The sequence below is a fragment of the Desulfocapsa sulfexigens DSM 10523 genome (genome assembly GCF_000341395.1).
GTDB classification, from domain to species: Bacteria; Desulfobacterota; Desulfobulbia; order Desulfobulbales; family Desulfocapsaceae; genus Desulfocapsa; species Desulfocapsa sulfexigens.
Map to the genome: position 1 here is coordinate 1,081,281 of NC_020304.1, position 17,483 is coordinate 1,098,763.

At 47.1% G+C, this 17,483-nt stretch carries 15 protein-coding genes; 4 read left to right on the top strand and 11 right to left on the bottom strand.

From position 1 onward, the window contains the following. Window positions 1-22: 22 nt before the first annotated feature. From UWK_RS04770 to UWK_RS04785, 4 genes are read left to right on the top strand one after another with little or no spacing between them, the layout of a single operon-like run. The gene (locus UWK_RS04770; RefSeq protein ID WP_153304823.1) at window positions 23-3,466 is read left to right on the top strand and encodes a PAS domain-containing protein; all 3,444 of its coding nucleotides are present in this window, start codon (window positions 23-25) and stop codon (window positions 3,464-3,466) included. Window positions 3,467-3,515: 49 nt separating this feature from the next. Further along, a complete protein-coding gene (locus UWK_RS04775; RefSeq protein WP_015403222.1) occupies window positions 3,516-4,085 on the top strand; it encodes a GNAT family N-acetyltransferase in 570 nt (189 codons plus the stop codon). After that, window positions 4,078-5,106, top strand: coding sequence for a histone deacetylase family protein (locus UWK_RS04780; protein ID WP_015403223.1), 1,029 nt, complete (start codon window positions 4,078-4,080; stop codon window positions 5,104-5,106). The genes UWK_RS04775 and UWK_RS04780 overlap by 8 nt, the downstream gene beginning before the upstream one ends. A 13-nt stretch (window positions 5,107-5,119) precedes the next feature. Beyond that, a complete protein-coding gene (locus tag UWK_RS04785) occupies window positions 5,120-5,563 on the top strand; it encodes a YkgJ family cysteine cluster protein (protein ID WP_015403224.1) in 444 nt (147 codons plus the stop codon). A gap of 202 nt (window positions 5,564-5,765) precedes the next feature. Here UWK_RS04785 and UWK_RS04790 read toward each other — a convergent pair whose 3' ends face one another. From UWK_RS04790 to UWK_RS04840, 11 genes are all read right to left on the bottom strand, one after another. Beyond that, entirely contained in the window at window positions 5,766-8,150 is a 2,385-nt protein-coding gene (locus tag UWK_RS04790; RefSeq protein ID WP_015403225.1) for a fatty acid cis/trans isomerase, read from the bottom strand. Between the two features lie 36 nt (window positions 8,151-8,186). Beyond that, window positions 8,187-9,554, bottom strand: coding sequence for a DEAD/DEAH box helicase (locus UWK_RS04795; RefSeq protein WP_015403226.1), 1,368 nt, complete (start codon window positions 9,552-9,554; stop codon window positions 8,187-8,189). 81 nt (window positions 9,555-9,635) lie between these two features. After that, the gene (yfcD, locus tag UWK_RS04800) at window positions 9,636-10,133 is read right to left on the bottom strand and encodes an NUDIX hydrolase YfcD (RefSeq protein ID WP_015403227.1); all 498 of its coding nucleotides are present in this window, start codon (window positions 10,131-10,133) and stop codon (window positions 9,636-9,638) included. After that, window positions 10,126-10,773 (bottom strand): hypothetical protein, encoded by a 648-nt coding sequence (locus UWK_RS04805; RefSeq protein WP_015403228.1) that lies wholly within the window; start codon window positions 10,771-10,773, stop codon window positions 10,126-10,128. The genes yfcD and UWK_RS04805 overlap by 8 nt, the downstream gene beginning before the upstream one ends. Then, window positions 10,770-11,339 carry an AmmeMemoRadiSam system protein A gene (amrA, locus tag UWK_RS04810; protein ID WP_041916672.1) on the bottom strand — a complete coding sequence of 190 codons (570 nt, stop codon included), beginning with the start codon at window positions 11,337-11,339 and terminating at the stop codon, window positions 10,770-10,772. Before amrA ends, UWK_RS04805 begins: the two co-directional genes overlap by 4 nt. 102 nt (window positions 11,340-11,441) lie before the next feature. After that, window positions 11,442-11,657, bottom strand: a complete 216-nt coding sequence (locus UWK_RS18915) for a hypothetical protein (protein ID WP_083907199.1) — start codon at window positions 11,655-11,657, stop codon at window positions 11,442-11,444. A gap of 3 nt (window positions 11,658-11,660) precedes the next feature. After that, on the bottom strand, window positions 11,661-12,695 hold the full coding sequence (locus UWK_RS04820; protein WP_015403230.1) for a 3-oxoacyl-ACP synthase III: 1,035 nt from the start codon (window positions 12,693-12,695) through the stop codon (window positions 11,661-11,663). 98 nt (window positions 12,696-12,793) lie between these two features. Then, window positions 12,794-13,687 (bottom strand): amino acid ABC transporter permease, encoded by an 894-nt coding sequence (locus UWK_RS04825; RefSeq protein ID WP_015403231.1) that lies wholly within the window; start codon window positions 13,685-13,687, stop codon window positions 12,794-12,796. Beyond that, entirely contained in the window at window positions 13,684-14,502 is an 819-nt protein-coding gene (locus tag UWK_RS04830) for a nitroreductase family protein (RefSeq protein ID WP_015403232.1), read from the bottom strand. The genes UWK_RS04825 and UWK_RS04830 overlap by 4 nt, the downstream gene beginning before the upstream one ends. A gap of 277 nt (window positions 14,503-14,779) precedes the next feature. Continuing rightward, a complete protein-coding gene (locus UWK_RS04835) occupies window positions 14,780-16,042 on the bottom strand; it encodes an MFS transporter (RefSeq protein ID WP_015403233.1) in 1,263 nt (420 codons plus the stop codon). Window positions 16,043-16,197: 155 nt separating this feature from the next. Further along, window positions 16,198-17,418, bottom strand: coding sequence for an alpha/beta hydrolase family protein (locus UWK_RS04840; protein WP_015403234.1), 1,221 nt, complete (start codon window positions 17,416-17,418; stop codon window positions 16,198-16,200). Window positions 17,419-17,483: the final 65 nt, after the last annotated feature.

The following is a 17,483-nucleotide window of genomic DNA, read 5'->3' on the forward strand; positions in this document are numbered from 1 at the left end:
CAGAAACTCTACAAGGAGGAGAATGATGGCCACTTCAACAGCAAATCAAACAAATACAGAAAGGGCAGGTTTTGAACTGTTAACGGATCCAAGCTATCTGGTCAATAATGACATGACCATCACCTGGGCCAACGATGCTTTCTTAAAAGAATTTCACCTCAAGAAAACTGAAGTTATCAACAAACTGACCTGTGAAGAGGCATGCCCCTCACATCTTTGTGGGACAAAAGACTGTCCCATCGTTAAATCAAAACGCATAAAAAAAGCAGCAGAAGGAGACGTATTCTACACAAATAATGGAAGCGCTGCCAACTGGTACCACTCCAAAGCAACCCCCATGCCAGCACAGGAGGGCACTCTGGTCTCCATGACAGATATTACCAGGGTCAAGGAGATGGAAGCAAAACTCAGGCAGATGGAAACAGACCTCAATGTCATCCCAACACCCATCATGGAGATTGATGATAAATTCACCATCACCTTTATGAATCCGGCAGGTGCGGCTGTGGCCGGAAAGATGCCGGATGAAGTGATTGGAAGCAAATGCTACGATCTCTTCAAGACACCGCATTGTAAAACTGAAAAATGCGCCTGTGCCCGCGCTATGAAAACGGACTCGGTGGTCACCGACACAACCATCGCCCGCCCCGCTGACGGAATTATTGTGCCTATAAAATACACCGGAGCACCGATAAAAGACGCCAAGGGCAATATCAAAGGGGCCCTGGAATATATTTTAGATATTACTGAAGAAGCACAGCAAAAACAGGCAGCTGATGAAAAAATAAACAATCTCAATACCATCCCAACCCCCATAATGTCTATTGATACAGACTTCAATATCACCTTTATGAACCCGGCTGGTGCTGCCGTTGCAGGGATGACACCCGATGAAGTGGTTGGGAAAAAATGTTTCGATCTTTTCAAAACACCCCATTGTAAAACTAAAAAATGTGCCTGTGCCCGCGCCATGCAAACGGATTCTGTGGTTACTGATGTCACAATTGCACGGCCGGCTGAAGGGGTGATCGTTCCGATCAAATACACCGGGTCTCCCATTAAAGACGCCAAGGGCAATATCAAAGGGGCCCTGGAATATATTTTAGATATTACTGAAGAAGCACAGCAAAAACAGGCGGCTGATGAGAAAATAAACAATCTCAACACCATTCCTACACCCATCATGTCCATTGATACAGATTTCAATATCACTTTTATGAACCCGGCTGGTGCTGCGGTGGCCGGTTTAACTCCAGACGAGGTGGTGGGCAAAAAATGTTTTGACCTCCTCAAAACACCCCATTGTAAAACTGAAAAATGTGCCTGCGCCCGCGCCATGAAAACCGATTCGGTTATCACAGAGCACACCATTGCACGGCCTGCTGAGGGTGTGATTGTTCCCATTAAATACACCGGGTCTCCTATTAAGGATGCTAAAGGCAACATTAAGGGCGCTCTGGAATATATCCTTGATGTCACAGAAGAAGCGGCCCAAAAACAGGCGGCGGAGGAAAAAATAAACAATCTCAACACCATTCCTACGCCCATCATGTCCATTGATACAGATTTCAATATCACTTTTATGAACCCGGCTGGAGCAGCTGTTGTTGGCTTGACTCCAGATGAAGTGGTGGGCAAAAAATGTTTTGACCTTTTCAAAACACCTCACTGTCAAACTGAAAAATGTGCCTGCGCAAACGCCATGAAAACCGATTCAGTTATTACAGAGCACACCATCGCACGACCGTCTGAAGGTGTTATTATTCCAATCAAATATACCGGTTCCCCTATTAAAGACGCTAAGGGCAATATCAAGGGAGCCCTGGAATACATTCTTGATGTTACCGAAGAGGCCAAGCAAAAGCAGGATGCCGATGAAAAAATTGAAAACCTCAATGCCATTCCCACTCCTATAATGTCCGTTGACACGGATTTCAACATCACCTTTATGAACCCCGCTGGTGCCGGAGTCGTCGGGTCAACCCCTGATCAGGTTATCGGTAAAAAATGCTACGACCTCTTCAAAACATCCCACTGCCAGACAGAAAAATGTGCGGTTGGCCGTTCCATGCGTGAAGACAGAATTATCCACGAAGAGACCATCGCCCGTCCTCAGGATGGTATTATAATTCCAATCAAGTATACCGGCGCACCTATTAAAGACGCCAAGGGAAACATTAAGGGAGCCCTTGAATTTGTCCTCGACATTACCGATGAGGCCAAACAACGCCAGGATGCCAATGAAAAAATAGAAAATCTCAACGTGATCCCCAATCCTATTTATGCCATGGATCTCGACTTCAACATCACCTATATCAACCCTGCCGGAGCTGCAATGGCAGGATTAAGTGTGGAAGATGCCCTTGGCAAGAAGTGTCATGAACTCTTCTGCTCAGAAGGTTGTAACACGGAACAGTGTGGAGTCAGACAGGCTATCAGCGGGAATAAAACAATCTCAAATCAATATATTTCCCGAATCAACGGTATAGACGTTCCTGTCAAAGTAACCAGTGTATCCATCAAAGATGCCAAAGGAAACGTCAAAGGCGGACTTGAGTATATGGTCGATGTGACCGCAGAGGCAAAGGTGGAACAGTTGATTAACAGCGCCTCCTCGGAAGTGGAAACACTGGTTTCCGACTCTCTTTCCAAAATGGCTGAAGCAACCGCAAATATGGCAGCCATGAATGAACTCATTGACAAGGAAGTTGCTTTACTGGATGAATCCTCCACAACAATAGATGACATGCTTGAATCCGCTAAAGAGATGGTGGAACTGACAACTCAATCCAGTGAACTCGCACACGGAGTTTCCTTGGATGCCGAACAGGGGAAAAAGGCCGGAGCAGATGCAGAAAAGAAAATGCTGGCCATCAACGCATCCATGGAAAGTTCCAACGACATGGTAGGTAACCTTGTCAATCAACTGGAAAAAATTGGTGGATTCGTAGATATCATCAAGGATATTGCTTCCCAGACAAACCTTCTCGCCTTTAATGCTGCAATTGAAGCAGCTCGTGCCGGAGATGCGGGACGAGGCTTTGCTGTGGTTGCAGATGAAATCCGAAAACTTGCAGAAAACTCTTCGAAATCAGCGGTGGATATTGCCAATATCGTGAAAAAGGTGGAACACGAATCCAAAGACACCATCGTTGCCATGAAAGACGGCATGAAAATGCTTGGAGATGGCAGTGAAGTTATTCAGACAGCTCTTGAAGCCATGGACAAAATTTCCACCGGTATTGTTACCATATCTACTGCTGTTGAAGAACTGGACAAGAAGGCCGATATCCTCAGTGACAACGGCCAGGATGTTAAAGTTCAGATCACCAGTGTGACCAGATCCTCACAGGAAAACAAAGAATCCACGGAGGCTGTGAACTTCTCCATTGACGGTACCATTGAAGCACTGAACAAACTGGCAACGTCCAGCAAAGAGCTCAGCATCGCTGTAAGTGAAATGTAAAGGCAATGAACGAACGATACTATTTTCTTTACCTACGGTAAGACTGAGTATGAATTTATACGGTGATAAATTATTTACCAGAAGACTCTCTCTTGCAAAAATTCAGGAAGAAAACCTTCCTATTGTTGTAGAGTGGAGTCTTTCTGCAACAGCATGCGGTCCCTATCTGACACCGGAAAAGTTCAATCTTGAATGGATGCAGGCCCAGATCCAATCCGGTGTCCTCTGGAGCGACAGGGAGAAAATGTTCTTTGTGGAGACAAAAGAAACTGGCCGTCCAATCGGGACAGCTCACTACTGGAAGCCCCATGGTGGTGGAAACACCATCACCATGGCTGTGAAGGTTGCCCTGCCGGAGGAGCGGGGAAAGGGTTATGGTACGGAAATTCAGAAATTTCTCATCATGCACATCTTTGACCGGATGAATACTATCAAAGCCGTCGAAATGTATACCGATATCAACAATACTGCCCAGCAGCGTTGTCTCAGCAAACTGGGTTTTGAACTCATGGAATCACTTCTATATGACGACCAGCAGGAAAAAAGGACAGGGCACCTTTACCGACTGACGGCAGATAAGTATCACAGCCATCCCATCTATCAATTCCATTATGAATAAGCTCGGACTCGTTTTTGATAACAGATACCTGCATCATTCAATCTCAAATCCGACTCCGGAAAATCCTGATCGGCTGCGCAGTCTCTACCTAAAGCTGCAACAGAAGCTTACAGATGACTGTTTCAGCCATATTCGGCCGAGGGAGGCAACGGATGCTGAAATCACCGTTGCTCATTCACCCTTTTATATGGAACAGTTGCGTGAACATGCCATAAAAGCCGACCCCTATTCATACGACAAAGACACCTACCTCATGGAAGAATCTCTTCCCACCGCCCGCCTGGCAGCAGGTGGTTGTTTTGCGCTCGCTAATCGCATTATGGAAGGTGACATTGACTACGGCTTTGGTCTTATTCGCCCTCCAGGGCATCATGCAACTCCTGGCAGAGGTATGGGCTTCTGCATTTTCAACAACGTGGCTCTTACCGCAGAATATCTTCGCAATACCTATGGTCTGCGCCGTATCCTGATCCTCGATTTTGACGTTCACCATGCCAACGGTACCCAGGAAATCTTCTACGAAACAGACGAGGTTATGGTGTGTTCTATTCACCAAAAGGGCATTTTCCCCTTCACCGGAGAACGGGAAGAAGTGGGAAGCAGACTGGGCGAAGGCTTTACCATTAACATGCCGGTACACGCTCAGTTTGGTGACAGTGAGTACACCTATATCCTGGGACGAACCCTTCAGGGCCTGGTGGAACAGTACCTGCCACAATTTATTCTCGTTTCAGCAGGATTTGATAGCCACAAAGATGACAACATCAGCGGTACAAACCTGAGCACTCAGTGGTTTGCCACAATCACTCATATTTTACGGCGGCATGCAGCAGACAGCTGTGACAATCGCCTCCTCTTTATTCTGGAAGGAGGATACAATCCGGTAAGTCTTGAAGAGTCAATTTTTGCTACAATCGATGCCCTGCTGCAGAACAATTTTGACAGACCTGGTTTTTTACCCGTACCACGAGCCGATAAACTCCTCGACGGCCACCCCATGCGGCAATTCTGGACAATCTGACAGGAGACATATCATGACACTCAATCCCCCCGACCACGACCACCTGAAGACCCTTCTCCAGGAATGTCGACAATGCGGCACCTGTTGCAGAAAGTACAAAAAAGTACTTCTTCAGGGTGATGAACCAGAGTTTATCAAAAAGATGGGCGGTCATGTTGGTGTTGATGCCACCCTGCGTGAACTTCGGGAAAAACCTCTTGAACAGCTTATTGAAGAAAACAAACAGAAGGGAAAGGTCTACATGATCCACCCGGATGACAAGGGCTGTATCTTCCTTGAACGTCGCAATGGTCTTTACCGCTGTAAAATTTATAATTACCGGCCTTTATCCTGCAAAGGATTTCGCTGCAATCTGGCCGATAACAGTTTTCTCTCACTCTTTGCAACTGATAGCATCCATCTACTCGGTCAGGACCGTTTTGGCTTACCGCTGGACAAAAAAAATTCCCCCATCTAAGAAAGCACGAGAGACCCGCAGACTTCGAAAGAAGTTCTAATTTACAGGCGATCCGATAAACTTTTGTTGATTTCTAGAGTACAAAAAAATCTATCCTTCCAGGCCATTCCTTTACAGTTAACTCTCCACCTCTAAACAGTAGTATTCAGTCATGGAAAGAGAGAGCAAGACGTGACAGTTCAATCCGTCACGCCCTTCACTCCTAGAAATCGACTGGTAGGGATGCCGCGGAGGCCTCATAGAAATAACGATTCAAATCAAAGAGACCCGACTGTACCGGTTGCTCCCTGTTAAAACGCTCCTGGAACCAGTCATAATGCTCCCAGAAATTCGTATTGGCCCGGTTAATCCCGTATTTCCGAAAGCGCATGGACGCTTCCTCCTCACTCAGTTTACTGAGGTTCGCCAACAGATCAAAAAAGTCCGGTAAATCATCCTGTTGAATATCTATAAAATAATTGGGGTAGGAACCGTAAAATCCCACAAGAAAATCCGCATTATCCTTTGTGGGATCCAGGGCTTTTTTTTCATTAAACATAAAGGTAACGTTATCATGCCAGCGATTAATGACTAGAGAAACCACAGCATCGGTGCCATCATTTTTGCGAATACGGACATAAACCACATTGGCATTAAAATCATCGACCAGTGAAAAAAATTCGGTCCCGGGTTGAGAAACGGATCGAAAGGCCTGAAGATAATCGGCCATGGTTTCATATTGATCTGGCAGAGGAGGAAACTCCTTCCCTTTAGGGAGATAGTTGACCCTGTCAAATTTGATACCGGTTTCCGGGAGGATATAATTATTGACAATCTCTTCTATAAATTCCCGTTTTGGATCATCGGTCTTGAATTGTATTTTTGATGGTATACCTGCATCATAGTAGGTAACATTTTTGGGATCAACTCCCTTGTACCAGGATTCCATCATGGATCTACGCTGTTCCTCCGGCATGAATCCGAGGAAATAACTCTCCCCTTCTTCCCGCAGGCCATCCATATATAAGCGAACAGCCAATTGGTGGCCCAACGTTCCATAGACATCAAACCCTGCAACCAGGGCATAGTAGATCCGCTCTAACTGTGGATAATCCATAACCCACATTGTTCGAGGCAGATCACCAAGAACGCCTTTATGCACCGAGGCACTATCAAAGTGACGATACACCGTCAGGATGGGACTATCACTGGCCTTATTACCTTTCCAGATTGCATCATAGCCCTGTCCGTCATAATTATGGGTCATATAATAGTTCTGGCGCGCTTCGTAATATGCCGAAAGGGCCTTATCATACTTATTTCCAACCAAGTCTATTACCGGAAAACGGCTTCCCTTCTCAATGGGCATGATCAGGTTATTTTTCTGCAATTTCAGGAAGCCCGGATACTGAACGCTCAAATCATGATCCGGGTCTTGAAACATGACCCAGAAGTGGTCATGGATAACATTTAAAGCAATCTGACCACGACAAACCGGGCCACGAATAAACGTCATAATGATGTAATGAGAATTATCGAGAAGAAACTGGTAACGGGAACGAGGTGGAATCTGTCCAAAACTGTCAAATGGATTAGCGCTGCCAGATTCACTATAGCCTACGAGATGTGGCTCCTCCAGCCAGTCCGGATCGATAAATAAATCTGTATAACGGGCAAGTGCGGCATCATCAAAATCAAAGACCATATGTGTTTTATGGACAATGGTCGAATGTATTTTTCGAAAACGATAATAGAAGGTTTCTGTTCCAGGATCATCATAAGGACGAACCGTATCAATAAGCTCGACTGGACTGCCTGGAGGAGTCGTGGAGCGAAGCAGTTCGTAATACTCATTGGTATCGGAATCAAATTTTATGTGAGCAAGAAAGAGATGCTCATAGAGATAACGGGCTGTCATTGCATACTTGGGATCCGGATTATTAAAAAATGTTTCCCATTTTACAATTTCAGCAGCATCCACCACCTTCGGCGAAGTCAACTCCTGCTGTTCAGCATCCGTTGGCCCCCTGGCACCCTGAGCCAGCCACCCCGCAATCAGCTCAAACTCCTGCTGTTTCAAGGGAGGGAAGCCGAATGGCATACCACGATTAGGATGTTTAGAGAGATAGCCATCGAGCTCTATGGAAGTCTCGGAACAGGTTAAATCTTCCGCCTCAGAACGGTATTCGCCCGTGGACTCTGGATTTTTCATCTTGTGATTTAAAATCTGGAGCATAAGCGAATTGTTCAGCCCACCTGAAACACTGCTTTCGGTCACCGTATGAAAGTCCTTCTGCCGCCATTCCTCTGTGGTTTTAGCATCGACAAACAGCCGGGTTGGATCCATGGTGGTCAACCGGGTTGCGTTGTAGACAGACTTCTTGCTCCCTCCTCGTTCAACCCCTTCGTAGGAGTTCAGCTTAAGCTGACAGGGAGAATTATAACAGGAGTGACATACGGCACAGCGTTTATCGAGTATCGGCTTAATCTCATGAAGATAACTGACGGAATGGGTAGGGAGTTGCACCGCAATTGGATCTGGAGCCTTCTTAGCACAACCTGCAACAATTAAAAGAAGAAGAACAAAACTCACAGACAGGTTTTTCATAACAAACTCAACGGACTAAAGTGTTAAACACTGCACCTATTTCTTTCGTACAATTGGTTTCAGCAGGGCTTCATTCGGTGTAATACAGGGAAGCGATTCTCCAATATACTCCTCAATATCCATAAGATAAAAGGAACTCTCCTCATCTGCAAAACTGATGGAAATTCCATCAGCTCCGGCACGGCCGGTACGCCCGATACGATGCACATAATCTTCTGGTTCGTAAGGAAGGGTGAAATTCACAACATGACTGATGTCATCGATATGGATACCACGCCCGGCAACATCCGTTGCAACCATTGCCTTTATTGTCCCGTTTCGGAAACTCTCAAGACGGGCTGTTCTCTTCTGTTGCGGAACATCTCCCGTAAGCAGGGTGCAACTTATACCGTCCCGCTGAAGACGATCATGGAGTCGCTTGGCATCCCGTTTCATATTGGTAAAGATGATGACCCGATCACAGTTTTCACTGTTGATAATATTATACAATACCAGATACTTTTCATCTCTGGTGAGTGTGTAAACAACCTGCGTTACAGTTTCCACCGCCATATTATCCGCCTCGGTTTCCACTGAAATGGGATTCACACACCACTGCGATGCCAGACGGGCAACCTCTTCGGTAATTGTTGCCGAAAACATCATGGTCTGACGTTTATCTTTGTTTGGTATCTTATGGATAATAGAGCGAACATCGGGGATAAAGCCCATATCAAGCATCCGATCCGCCTCATCGATAACCATAATACCAGCCTGATCCAGCTGTACTACCCGTTTACGGGAGAAATCAAGCAGTCGCCCGGGAGTGGCCACCAGAATATCCACCGGACGGTCCCTGATATTCTTCTGCTGCCGTTCATAATCGGTTCCACCATAGGCCTCTGCCACACGCATGGGCAGATACTTGGCTATGGCTCTTGCATCCTTGGCGATCTGGATTACCAGCTCTCTGGTTGGTGCAATGATCAATGCCCTAGGAGTTCCATTACGACGCTTTTGCTGCTGTTCCCCGAGGAGTCGAGCGAAAATTCCAATAAGGAATACTGCACTTTTTCCGGTGCCGGTGGAGGCCTTTCCGATAATATCTTTTCCAGCAATAACATCGGGCAATGATTTCTGCTGGATGGGGGTGCAGTATCTGAAGTTCAAATCCGCAATCCCGTGCATAAGCCCTGGAGAGAGACTGAAATCATGAAAACGGGTTTTTCCCTCTTCCGTTTCCACGGGAAATTGTGAAACAGTCCATTTTCTTGGCTTTCTTTTTCCCTGCTGATTTCTGTCCAGAGGCGTGGAGGCCGCAGCTTTACCTGCTGGCTGTCTCTGCGGCTTCGGTGCGGGTGCTGCCTTTGCAACAACCGGAATTTCAACTTTTTCAACCACACTAACGGGCTTTACAGAAGTCATTGTTGAAATGACTCCACATTGTCGAATCGTGCGGAGTCTTTTTCTTCTGTTCTGCCGTTGTTTAACTTGTCTTTTATTCATCTATTGTGCGACCTTGCGCAGTATATCAATCCCGTCGGGGGTAAAATCTTCATTTTCTGACAATTTGAAAATATCAGAAACACTCATAAAACAGCCGGAAGCAACTTCTTCTTCCTGTAGCTGGAAAGGACCATTGTGGACACAGGAAAAAATCCGTCCCCAGACCCGGTTATCATCTTCTTCAAAGTACTGATCAAAAAGAGGGGTAAAAGAGACCCCTGCAACTCCAAGTTCTTCCGCTAATTCCCTGTGTGCAGATTCTTCGTAGGATTCTCCCGCAAGTACAACCCCTCCGGCTGCAACATCCCAGCAGGAAGGATACAAATCCTTGGTGGCTGTTCGTTTTTGGAGAAAGAGCTCTTTCTGTTCGTTGAAAACAAGGATATAGGAAGCGCGATGGATGAGACCCTGCTCACGCATAATACGCCTTGGAACTACCTCTGTCTCCATGTTGTTACGGTCAACAATCTGGACGATTTCTTCCCCGGGGTTATACATCAGGCTTAATCCCTGACCGTTCACAGTGGGGAGTTGCAATAGCCGGGGGGCCCTTCAGCAGCATCTGGGCAATGGTCAGTTTCACCCGTGGATACAAATGAAGCTTTTCGCCCATGAGTTTCCGCTCCACCGCTACCAGCCTTTGCAGGAGCGGTGTTCGCTCCACGTGCGGGGCCTGAGAATCATGAACAAATTTCTTTTTCACGATTTTTTGGCAGCGAAAACAACCGGGAAAATGCAAGGTCTGCCCATCCGGGCGCCGCATTGAAGCCGGTACTCCGTGAGTCCTGCAGACCATAAGCCGATGTGTATAGAGGCTACAACGTCCCTCATCAATCAAGGGACACATCACCTGGGGACGCTCCCCCCTGGCTTCAGCCTTCTCACATTCAAGAATATACTGCTTCGAGCGCTCGACAAGTTCCTGCTGCCTCGCTTCATCAAGTTCACAAAAACCCTTCCAGAGATAGGCCCATTCGGCGTAGGTATGATGGAGAAAATAGGAATCACAGCAGTTATCCGGGCAGCCGTCACAGCTGAAATTCAGACTGCGCGCCACCACATCATAACTCGATGCCATCTCCTCATAGATTCTACGCATCTCTTCGCTGAGTTCGTCACTGAGTACCACTTCCTTCATTCTTCTTCCTCTTCAAAACATTGCACCTGATAAATTTCAATCTTCGGGTGATCATTCTTCCAGGCGCTATCAACAAGCCCTGCCTTACGGCAGAGATGACTTAGAAACAGCTCTGGTGCAGGCAGCTGATCCCATACCTGGGGTAAAAAAGTGGCACCCGCACGCCCGAGTTGCAAAATCACCCCATCTATACCCGGCCGCAGTTTACTGATAAGATCGGCACCATCGCTATATTCAAGCTTTTGCGGCTGACTGAGCACTGAGATGTCAATTTCCACATTATCAAACTCTGCGGCAGTGAGAGGTGAGAAACGACTGTCATGAAAGGCTGCGCTGATTGCATTACGTTTCACACCCTCCGCAACCGATCCACTGGGTAAAAGATTACCGATACACCCCCGTAAGTTCCCTCCGATCTTCAGGGTAACAAAAGTACCATATTCAACATCAAGTGCTGGATCATTCACAGCTTCCACGTCTGTCTCAACACCCAGCTTCACAGCAATAGTCTGCCTGGCAAGTCGCAGTAAACTCCGCCCCTGTTCCACAGTTAAAACTGATTTCATGTTTTTTTTCACCTTAGGACTCATCCCTGAAATGATTGGCCACAGCGTTTCATATGTGTTTTGTCCGGTCTTGGCATAATAGTTTCTGACTACCACAACTCCTCAGCCTACCCGCCTGAGGAGTTGTTCCGTTTTGATTATATGGGTATCTGCGGTCTGGACGGCCGCAGCAGAGCCCCCAGGGATGGGTTTATGGCGTCCCATATAATCGACACGGAACAGCTCCGGATTGCAAAGCTGAGTTTCGATGGTAATCAGGTAATAGTTTGCCCTAATATGTCCAAGCCTTATCAGGTGCAGATGCGCCGCTGTGGCCAATAATTACCACTTTATTCCCAGCATCAGGCAGTTAATTCCACTGCCAATCCCCAGCATGGCTGCCTTTTCACCGGGCCGAAAACAATCCTGTTCCATGGCCATGGCCATGGTAATAGGTGCAGACACAGATCCCACGTTACCCAAGGTCTGTAATGTCTCAAAATTCTTTTTCAAATCCAGCCCGAGAGTATCAAAAAGCAACCGCGCATGAGCCGTTCCCACCTGATGACAGAAAAACCTGTCAATATCATCCTCACTCCAGCCGGGGATGGATGCAAAATCCTCCCAGGTCGCATGAGCCGTCTCGACACCCCGGATCAGCAACTCCTCGGAGTTAGTGTTCATAAGGGTGGTGTCAGCGCCGCTCTGTGCCCCCTGACAGAGATCGGAATGCCTGGTGTTAGCTTTCCAGGCTCCACGCATCAGGCGCGGTTTATTCATCCCAGGGAGAAGACTGCACATATAGAGGGCCACAGAACCGGAACCAATGGTGAGGGAAGCAAAGGCTGGCTTTATTTTTTTCCTGGTCAGACCTTTATCGTCAAGCAGTGCCTGAATTGTTGATTCCACAAGTTCCTCGGCCGTTTCACCTGCCACCACCAGTCCAGTACGCACCTGGCCAAGCTCTATCATATTGGCAAGCATCACCATTCCGTCGAGAAATCCCAGGCAGGCATTGGACAGATCAAAGAGCAGACAATCTTCCGATAAACCCAGCTGACTATGAACAAAGGAAGCAGTGGCCGGTTCCATCATATCCCTTGAAACCGAGGTAAAAATAAGACATTCTATGGTGTCGGGATCGATATCACTCTTATCAAGTACTGCCTGTCCAGCAAGTGCTGCCCCCTGACTCGGTCTGGTTCCCGGCTCCCACAACCGTCTCTCTTTTATTCCGCTCATCAGTTCCAGTCTTCCGGCAGGAAGCTTCAGGCGTTCGTACAATGGAGCCAGGCGTTTCTCTATGGCATCGGAACCTATAATACGGGGTGGCAGCACGTAGGCAAATGTATGAAGACAGACTTTTGAATAGAACATATATTTTCTATATTACTGATATTGTGGGTAGCAGGGATGAATCAATTCGAGGAGAATGTAGCAGGTATAGCGAAGGAATACAACTTTTAGCGGCTTTTTTATAATGAGGCCTCAGCCAGAGAAATTTCCAGACGGCGGGCGATAAGTGATACCGCAAAGCAAAGCACAAAATACATAAAGGAGATGGTCAGCCACACCTCATTAGTCCGCTGAGTGGAGGTCATCACCTGCATTCCCTGGAAGGTGAGCTCCTGAATTGAAATAATGGAAACAATAGACGAATACTTAATGGTATTTATAAATTCATTGGCGAGCGGTGGCAGCACACGTCTGGTCGCCTGTGGCAGGACAATAAACCGCATCTGCTGCAGCCACCTGAGACCGAGTGCAGCCGAGGCCTCCCACTGTTCATTATCTATGGACTGTATCCCTGCCCGGACAATCTCTGCAATATAGGCTCCCTGAAACAAAGCCACGGTGAACACTCCTGAGACAAAGGCTGTAAAGAGTTCAGGTGAGGCAACGGTAACACTCAGCCATTGGGCAGTCAGACCTGTTCTGCTGCGGACAAATTCATCCACTCCAAGGGACAGCATCAGCTGATCGGATACAAAAAAATAGAAGATAAAGACCAGAACCAGAGGCGGAATATTGCGAATAAGCTCCACATAGCTGCGTCCTATCATACGATACAGGAGACGCTTCCGGGTTCGAAGTATTCCCATAAGGACACCAATAATGGTGGCAAAAAAGATTGCCCAGAGACTGAGACGAATGGTGGTCAAAAAACCATCGATTAAAATATTGCTGACCCAGCGCTCATTCTCACCATCCCAGCGAAAGAGGTAATTAGGAATCACCCCCCAGTCCCAGCGATAGTTCAGTCCAACACTCAGTCGATACGTGATATATCCAATGAATAACAGGATAACAGACGTCACCGCAATGTCGAGGACAGTACTGCTTTTTCGTATAAGATAAACACCAGTCATATTCTGTTGATCCTGACCTCACCCCTCTGTACCGTCCGATAATACTTTACCGCCGGTATACCAAAGGACATCATATAGCCAATGGTATGACCTTCTGGCACATTCAAGCGCTCTAGAACCTCGGGTACAATCCTGGTCAAAGCCCAGTTGCACAAGCCATTCCACACCGTCCCCAAACCACTTGCTGCCGCCAAAATTTCAAAATAGGTCAGAGCAATCAGACAGTCCTGCTCAGGCGATGGGCCATTGGCAGGAGTGGACACTATCAGGAGATGCGGGGCATTTCTAAAGAGGATGTCCTCCCCATTATCGGCTGCTGCTACGATTCCTGAAAAAAACTCGAGTTCCTTGGGCAGGCCTCCCCGTCCATCCACCCGGCGAATCCCCTCAATTGTATCATGACGCAGAGCTGCCATGGAGTCCTGATCTTCAACAACAGTGAACAGCAGCTGTCGATTATTCACCCCAGTGGGGCCATTGGCTACCACTTCAAGTAACTCGGCGATAACACTGCTGGCAACCGGCTCATCACGATATCTGCGAACAGAGCGTCTCCCCTTAATCAATGTCGCAACCTGTTGTTGGGAAGGGAACGCACTACCCAATTGAAGGGACTCATCAGGATTCAGACCAAAGATAGAAAGAGCCCCGGTGGGACAAACAGCAAAACAGTGCTGGCAGGCAATACATCTCTCCTCTTGCTCAGCAACTACCGTAGGATAACCATCGTCCAAAGATAATACATCATATGGGCAGTCTGTAACGCACTCTCCACATTGAACACAACGCTCTTCATCAATACGTAATAGAAGCATAACTCTCCTCACGAATACCTGTAAATACTGTTTTATAATACTATCGACATATCATCATTATTGTTGAACGTTCGAAAAAAAAAGACCACTTGCAATGAACTTATTACAGAAACTGACATTAGCCAACCCTGGAAAGTCATGTGACCAAAGGTACCTGCAAAAAAAACTATCGATATATCCTGGTAACCGCGGCAGAGGCTGCCCCCTTGATCAAGATTGTGGTGGTGCAGGCATATGAGCTGGATATGCAAACATAGTTCGACTGCCCCTTCCCTGTTCAGTCCAGCTTTTCTTTCTTGAACGTTTCGGGCAAAGTGAAAACCGTGACCAGGCTCACTCCTGAGGCAAGCGCCAGATACCACGCAACGGAGATATTATTGTGACTGGTATGAATCAGCCAGGTGGCAATCATGGGAGCTGTTCCACCAAAAATGGCAAAACAGAGATTAAATGCGATGCTGACAGCACTCATACGTACTTCTTTATCAAAAAGCTCCACCATAACCACTCCCACAACACCCATGAAAGTCCCGATAAGAAGAGCAAATAGTGTTTGGCCAAGGAGCAGATGGTAGGTAAGAGAACCTGACATCAAAGTATAGAGGGGAAAGGAAAAAAGAGTCAGGCCTCCCGTGGAAATTATGAGCATTGGTTTTCGACCAAAGCGGTTCGAAAGGGAACTGGAAATCAACATGGCAAGTATCGCAACAACCAGAGCCAGGGAATTGATCTCCAGAGCATAGCTATTGGTAGTGTTGGAAAACTTCTGCATCCATAAAGGGTTATAGATAAAAACGGTATAAAAGCCGACTGCAAACGTCATATTCAGAAAGAAGACTTTCAAAAAGGCACCAAGGTGATTTCGATAAATATCAACCATGGGTGCCACTGATCTGGACTCATCCTCTGGATGATAAGACTCAGGTAGATACTTCCGGATGAGAATGCCTACAAAGGCAATTCCTGTTCCCATGCAGAAGGGAATCCTCCAGGCCCATGCAACGACACTCTCATGGCTGAAGCAGGTGAATATCGCCACTCCCACCAAACTACCGAGCAAAACCCCCAGTACTGTACCAACAAAAGGGATGACCGCGGCAAAGGAACGGTTATTCGAATTTGACAGTTCAGTTAAATACACAACTGAGCCAGTATGTTCTCCGCCAACAGAAAGGCCCTGTAACATTCTCATAAGAATGAGCAGAATGGGGGCAAAGATCCCTATAACCGAAAAAGTTGGAGTAATGGCAATAATACATGACGGAAAAGCCATGAGAAAAATTGATGCTGTGAGAACTTTTTTTCTGCCAAAGGTATCGCCTATATGGCCAAAAACAATGGCTCCCAGAGGCCGCATAACAAAGCCAATGGCAAACGCTGCAAACGCTGCCATAAGAGAGACGAAATGATTTTCTGAAGGAAAAAATTTCTGAGCAATAATCAATGAGAAAAAACCGTATACAGTAAAATCAAACCATTCCAGGATCTCACCTGTTAAACCAGCAAAATAGATTTTTTTATTAATTGCTCCTTTTTCCATCCCTATCTCCTGTATCCATATTTCGCGTCCTGCCAATAAGAGACAGTCACGGTTTGTATATTGTGCCCTGTCTCTTTTTTCTTCAGCTATTCCATCTATCCGCCCTTTTTCCTGTTATCACATCGTTCTGAGGCGTCTTACAGCAAAGCTGGTTTTCAGGAAAAACATTCGTCCAGCCAGTCGAGAATAACACCTGAGGAGTAAGAGAGATTTCCCACCTGACAGTGGGAATCTGCGCCCTGGGCGGCTGTAAAGCGACAACTGTCCAACTTTCCGCTAACGCCCCGGCAAAAGGCCTCGAACTGCCTCTGAGGTTCTTCCCCTTCCCCCTCTCCCAGCAGAGCCAGGGAGGGACATCTGATCTCTTTCAGATGTTCTCCTACCCTGAATTCCTGCATATAAACAAAACTCTTTTTCATACTGCCGCGGCCAAAGCGGGTGATGAGGTTGGTGCTCATCAATTTCATCTGTTCATTCATAATCTCGGCTGGGATTACAGGAATCTCTGCAACAGTGAAATCATCCTCATCCGGCATCACGGCAGGGTCAAATCCGGCAAAGGCATTCATGTAAGCATGCAGATCGACAATGGGCGAGTTGGCTATCAGGGCCTTGATTCTCGGTTCATGTGCTGCTGCCTGGGTGGCAAAATAACCGCCAAAGCTGATGCCAAGCAACGCTGTCCGTTGAGGATCACTTTCTTTCCTGGCAGTAAGCCAATCAAGAACAGTTGACACCACCCTTTCAAAATCAGGGATAAAACTGCTTTGAGGGATAAAACGACAACTGTCCATCTGCCCTGGCCCGGCAAAGAGGAGGACATTATAGCCCCGCTTCAGAGCGGCCATACCACGGGCCATGAACTCTTCTTCCAGGGTTCCGTCAAAACCACTGACAATGAGTAAGGTCTTTTCTTTTCTGGTGTCCTTCTCAGGTGTAAAGAGATAGACAGGCAAGGCCTCTTCTCCAAAGGGAATCCGGACATGGGTGAGGTTGTAGTCAAAACATTCTGCAGCCTTCAGGAAACAGTCTCTGGAACTCATCCCAAGCCGGGCATGGTCGGGGACGACACAAGAAGAGTAATATTCTGCGGCCCGAAAGGAGTTGCAGGCCATAAGGAAGAGCTCGCCGCTGCTGATGCGGTGTCCCTTCTCCAGTCTCTGCCTTGCCTCTTCTTCCTGCTGCCTTGCGAGATTGGAAAATTCTTTTACCCACGCACCGGGATTGCCATCTTCTATCTTTGCGGCAAGGTGGAGGCATTGGCCGATGGATGCCCCCCCTGTCTGGCAGGAACCAAGCTGACGAATCAGTTGAAAATCCATTTCTTTGTCTTGAAAACCCTGCACCCGAGTAGCACTGCGTTCTAACGATCCCATAGCATCTCCTGTGTTTTATGAAAAAAGCAACAAAGAGAGTTTGTCACTTACCGTAGAGAGAGTCA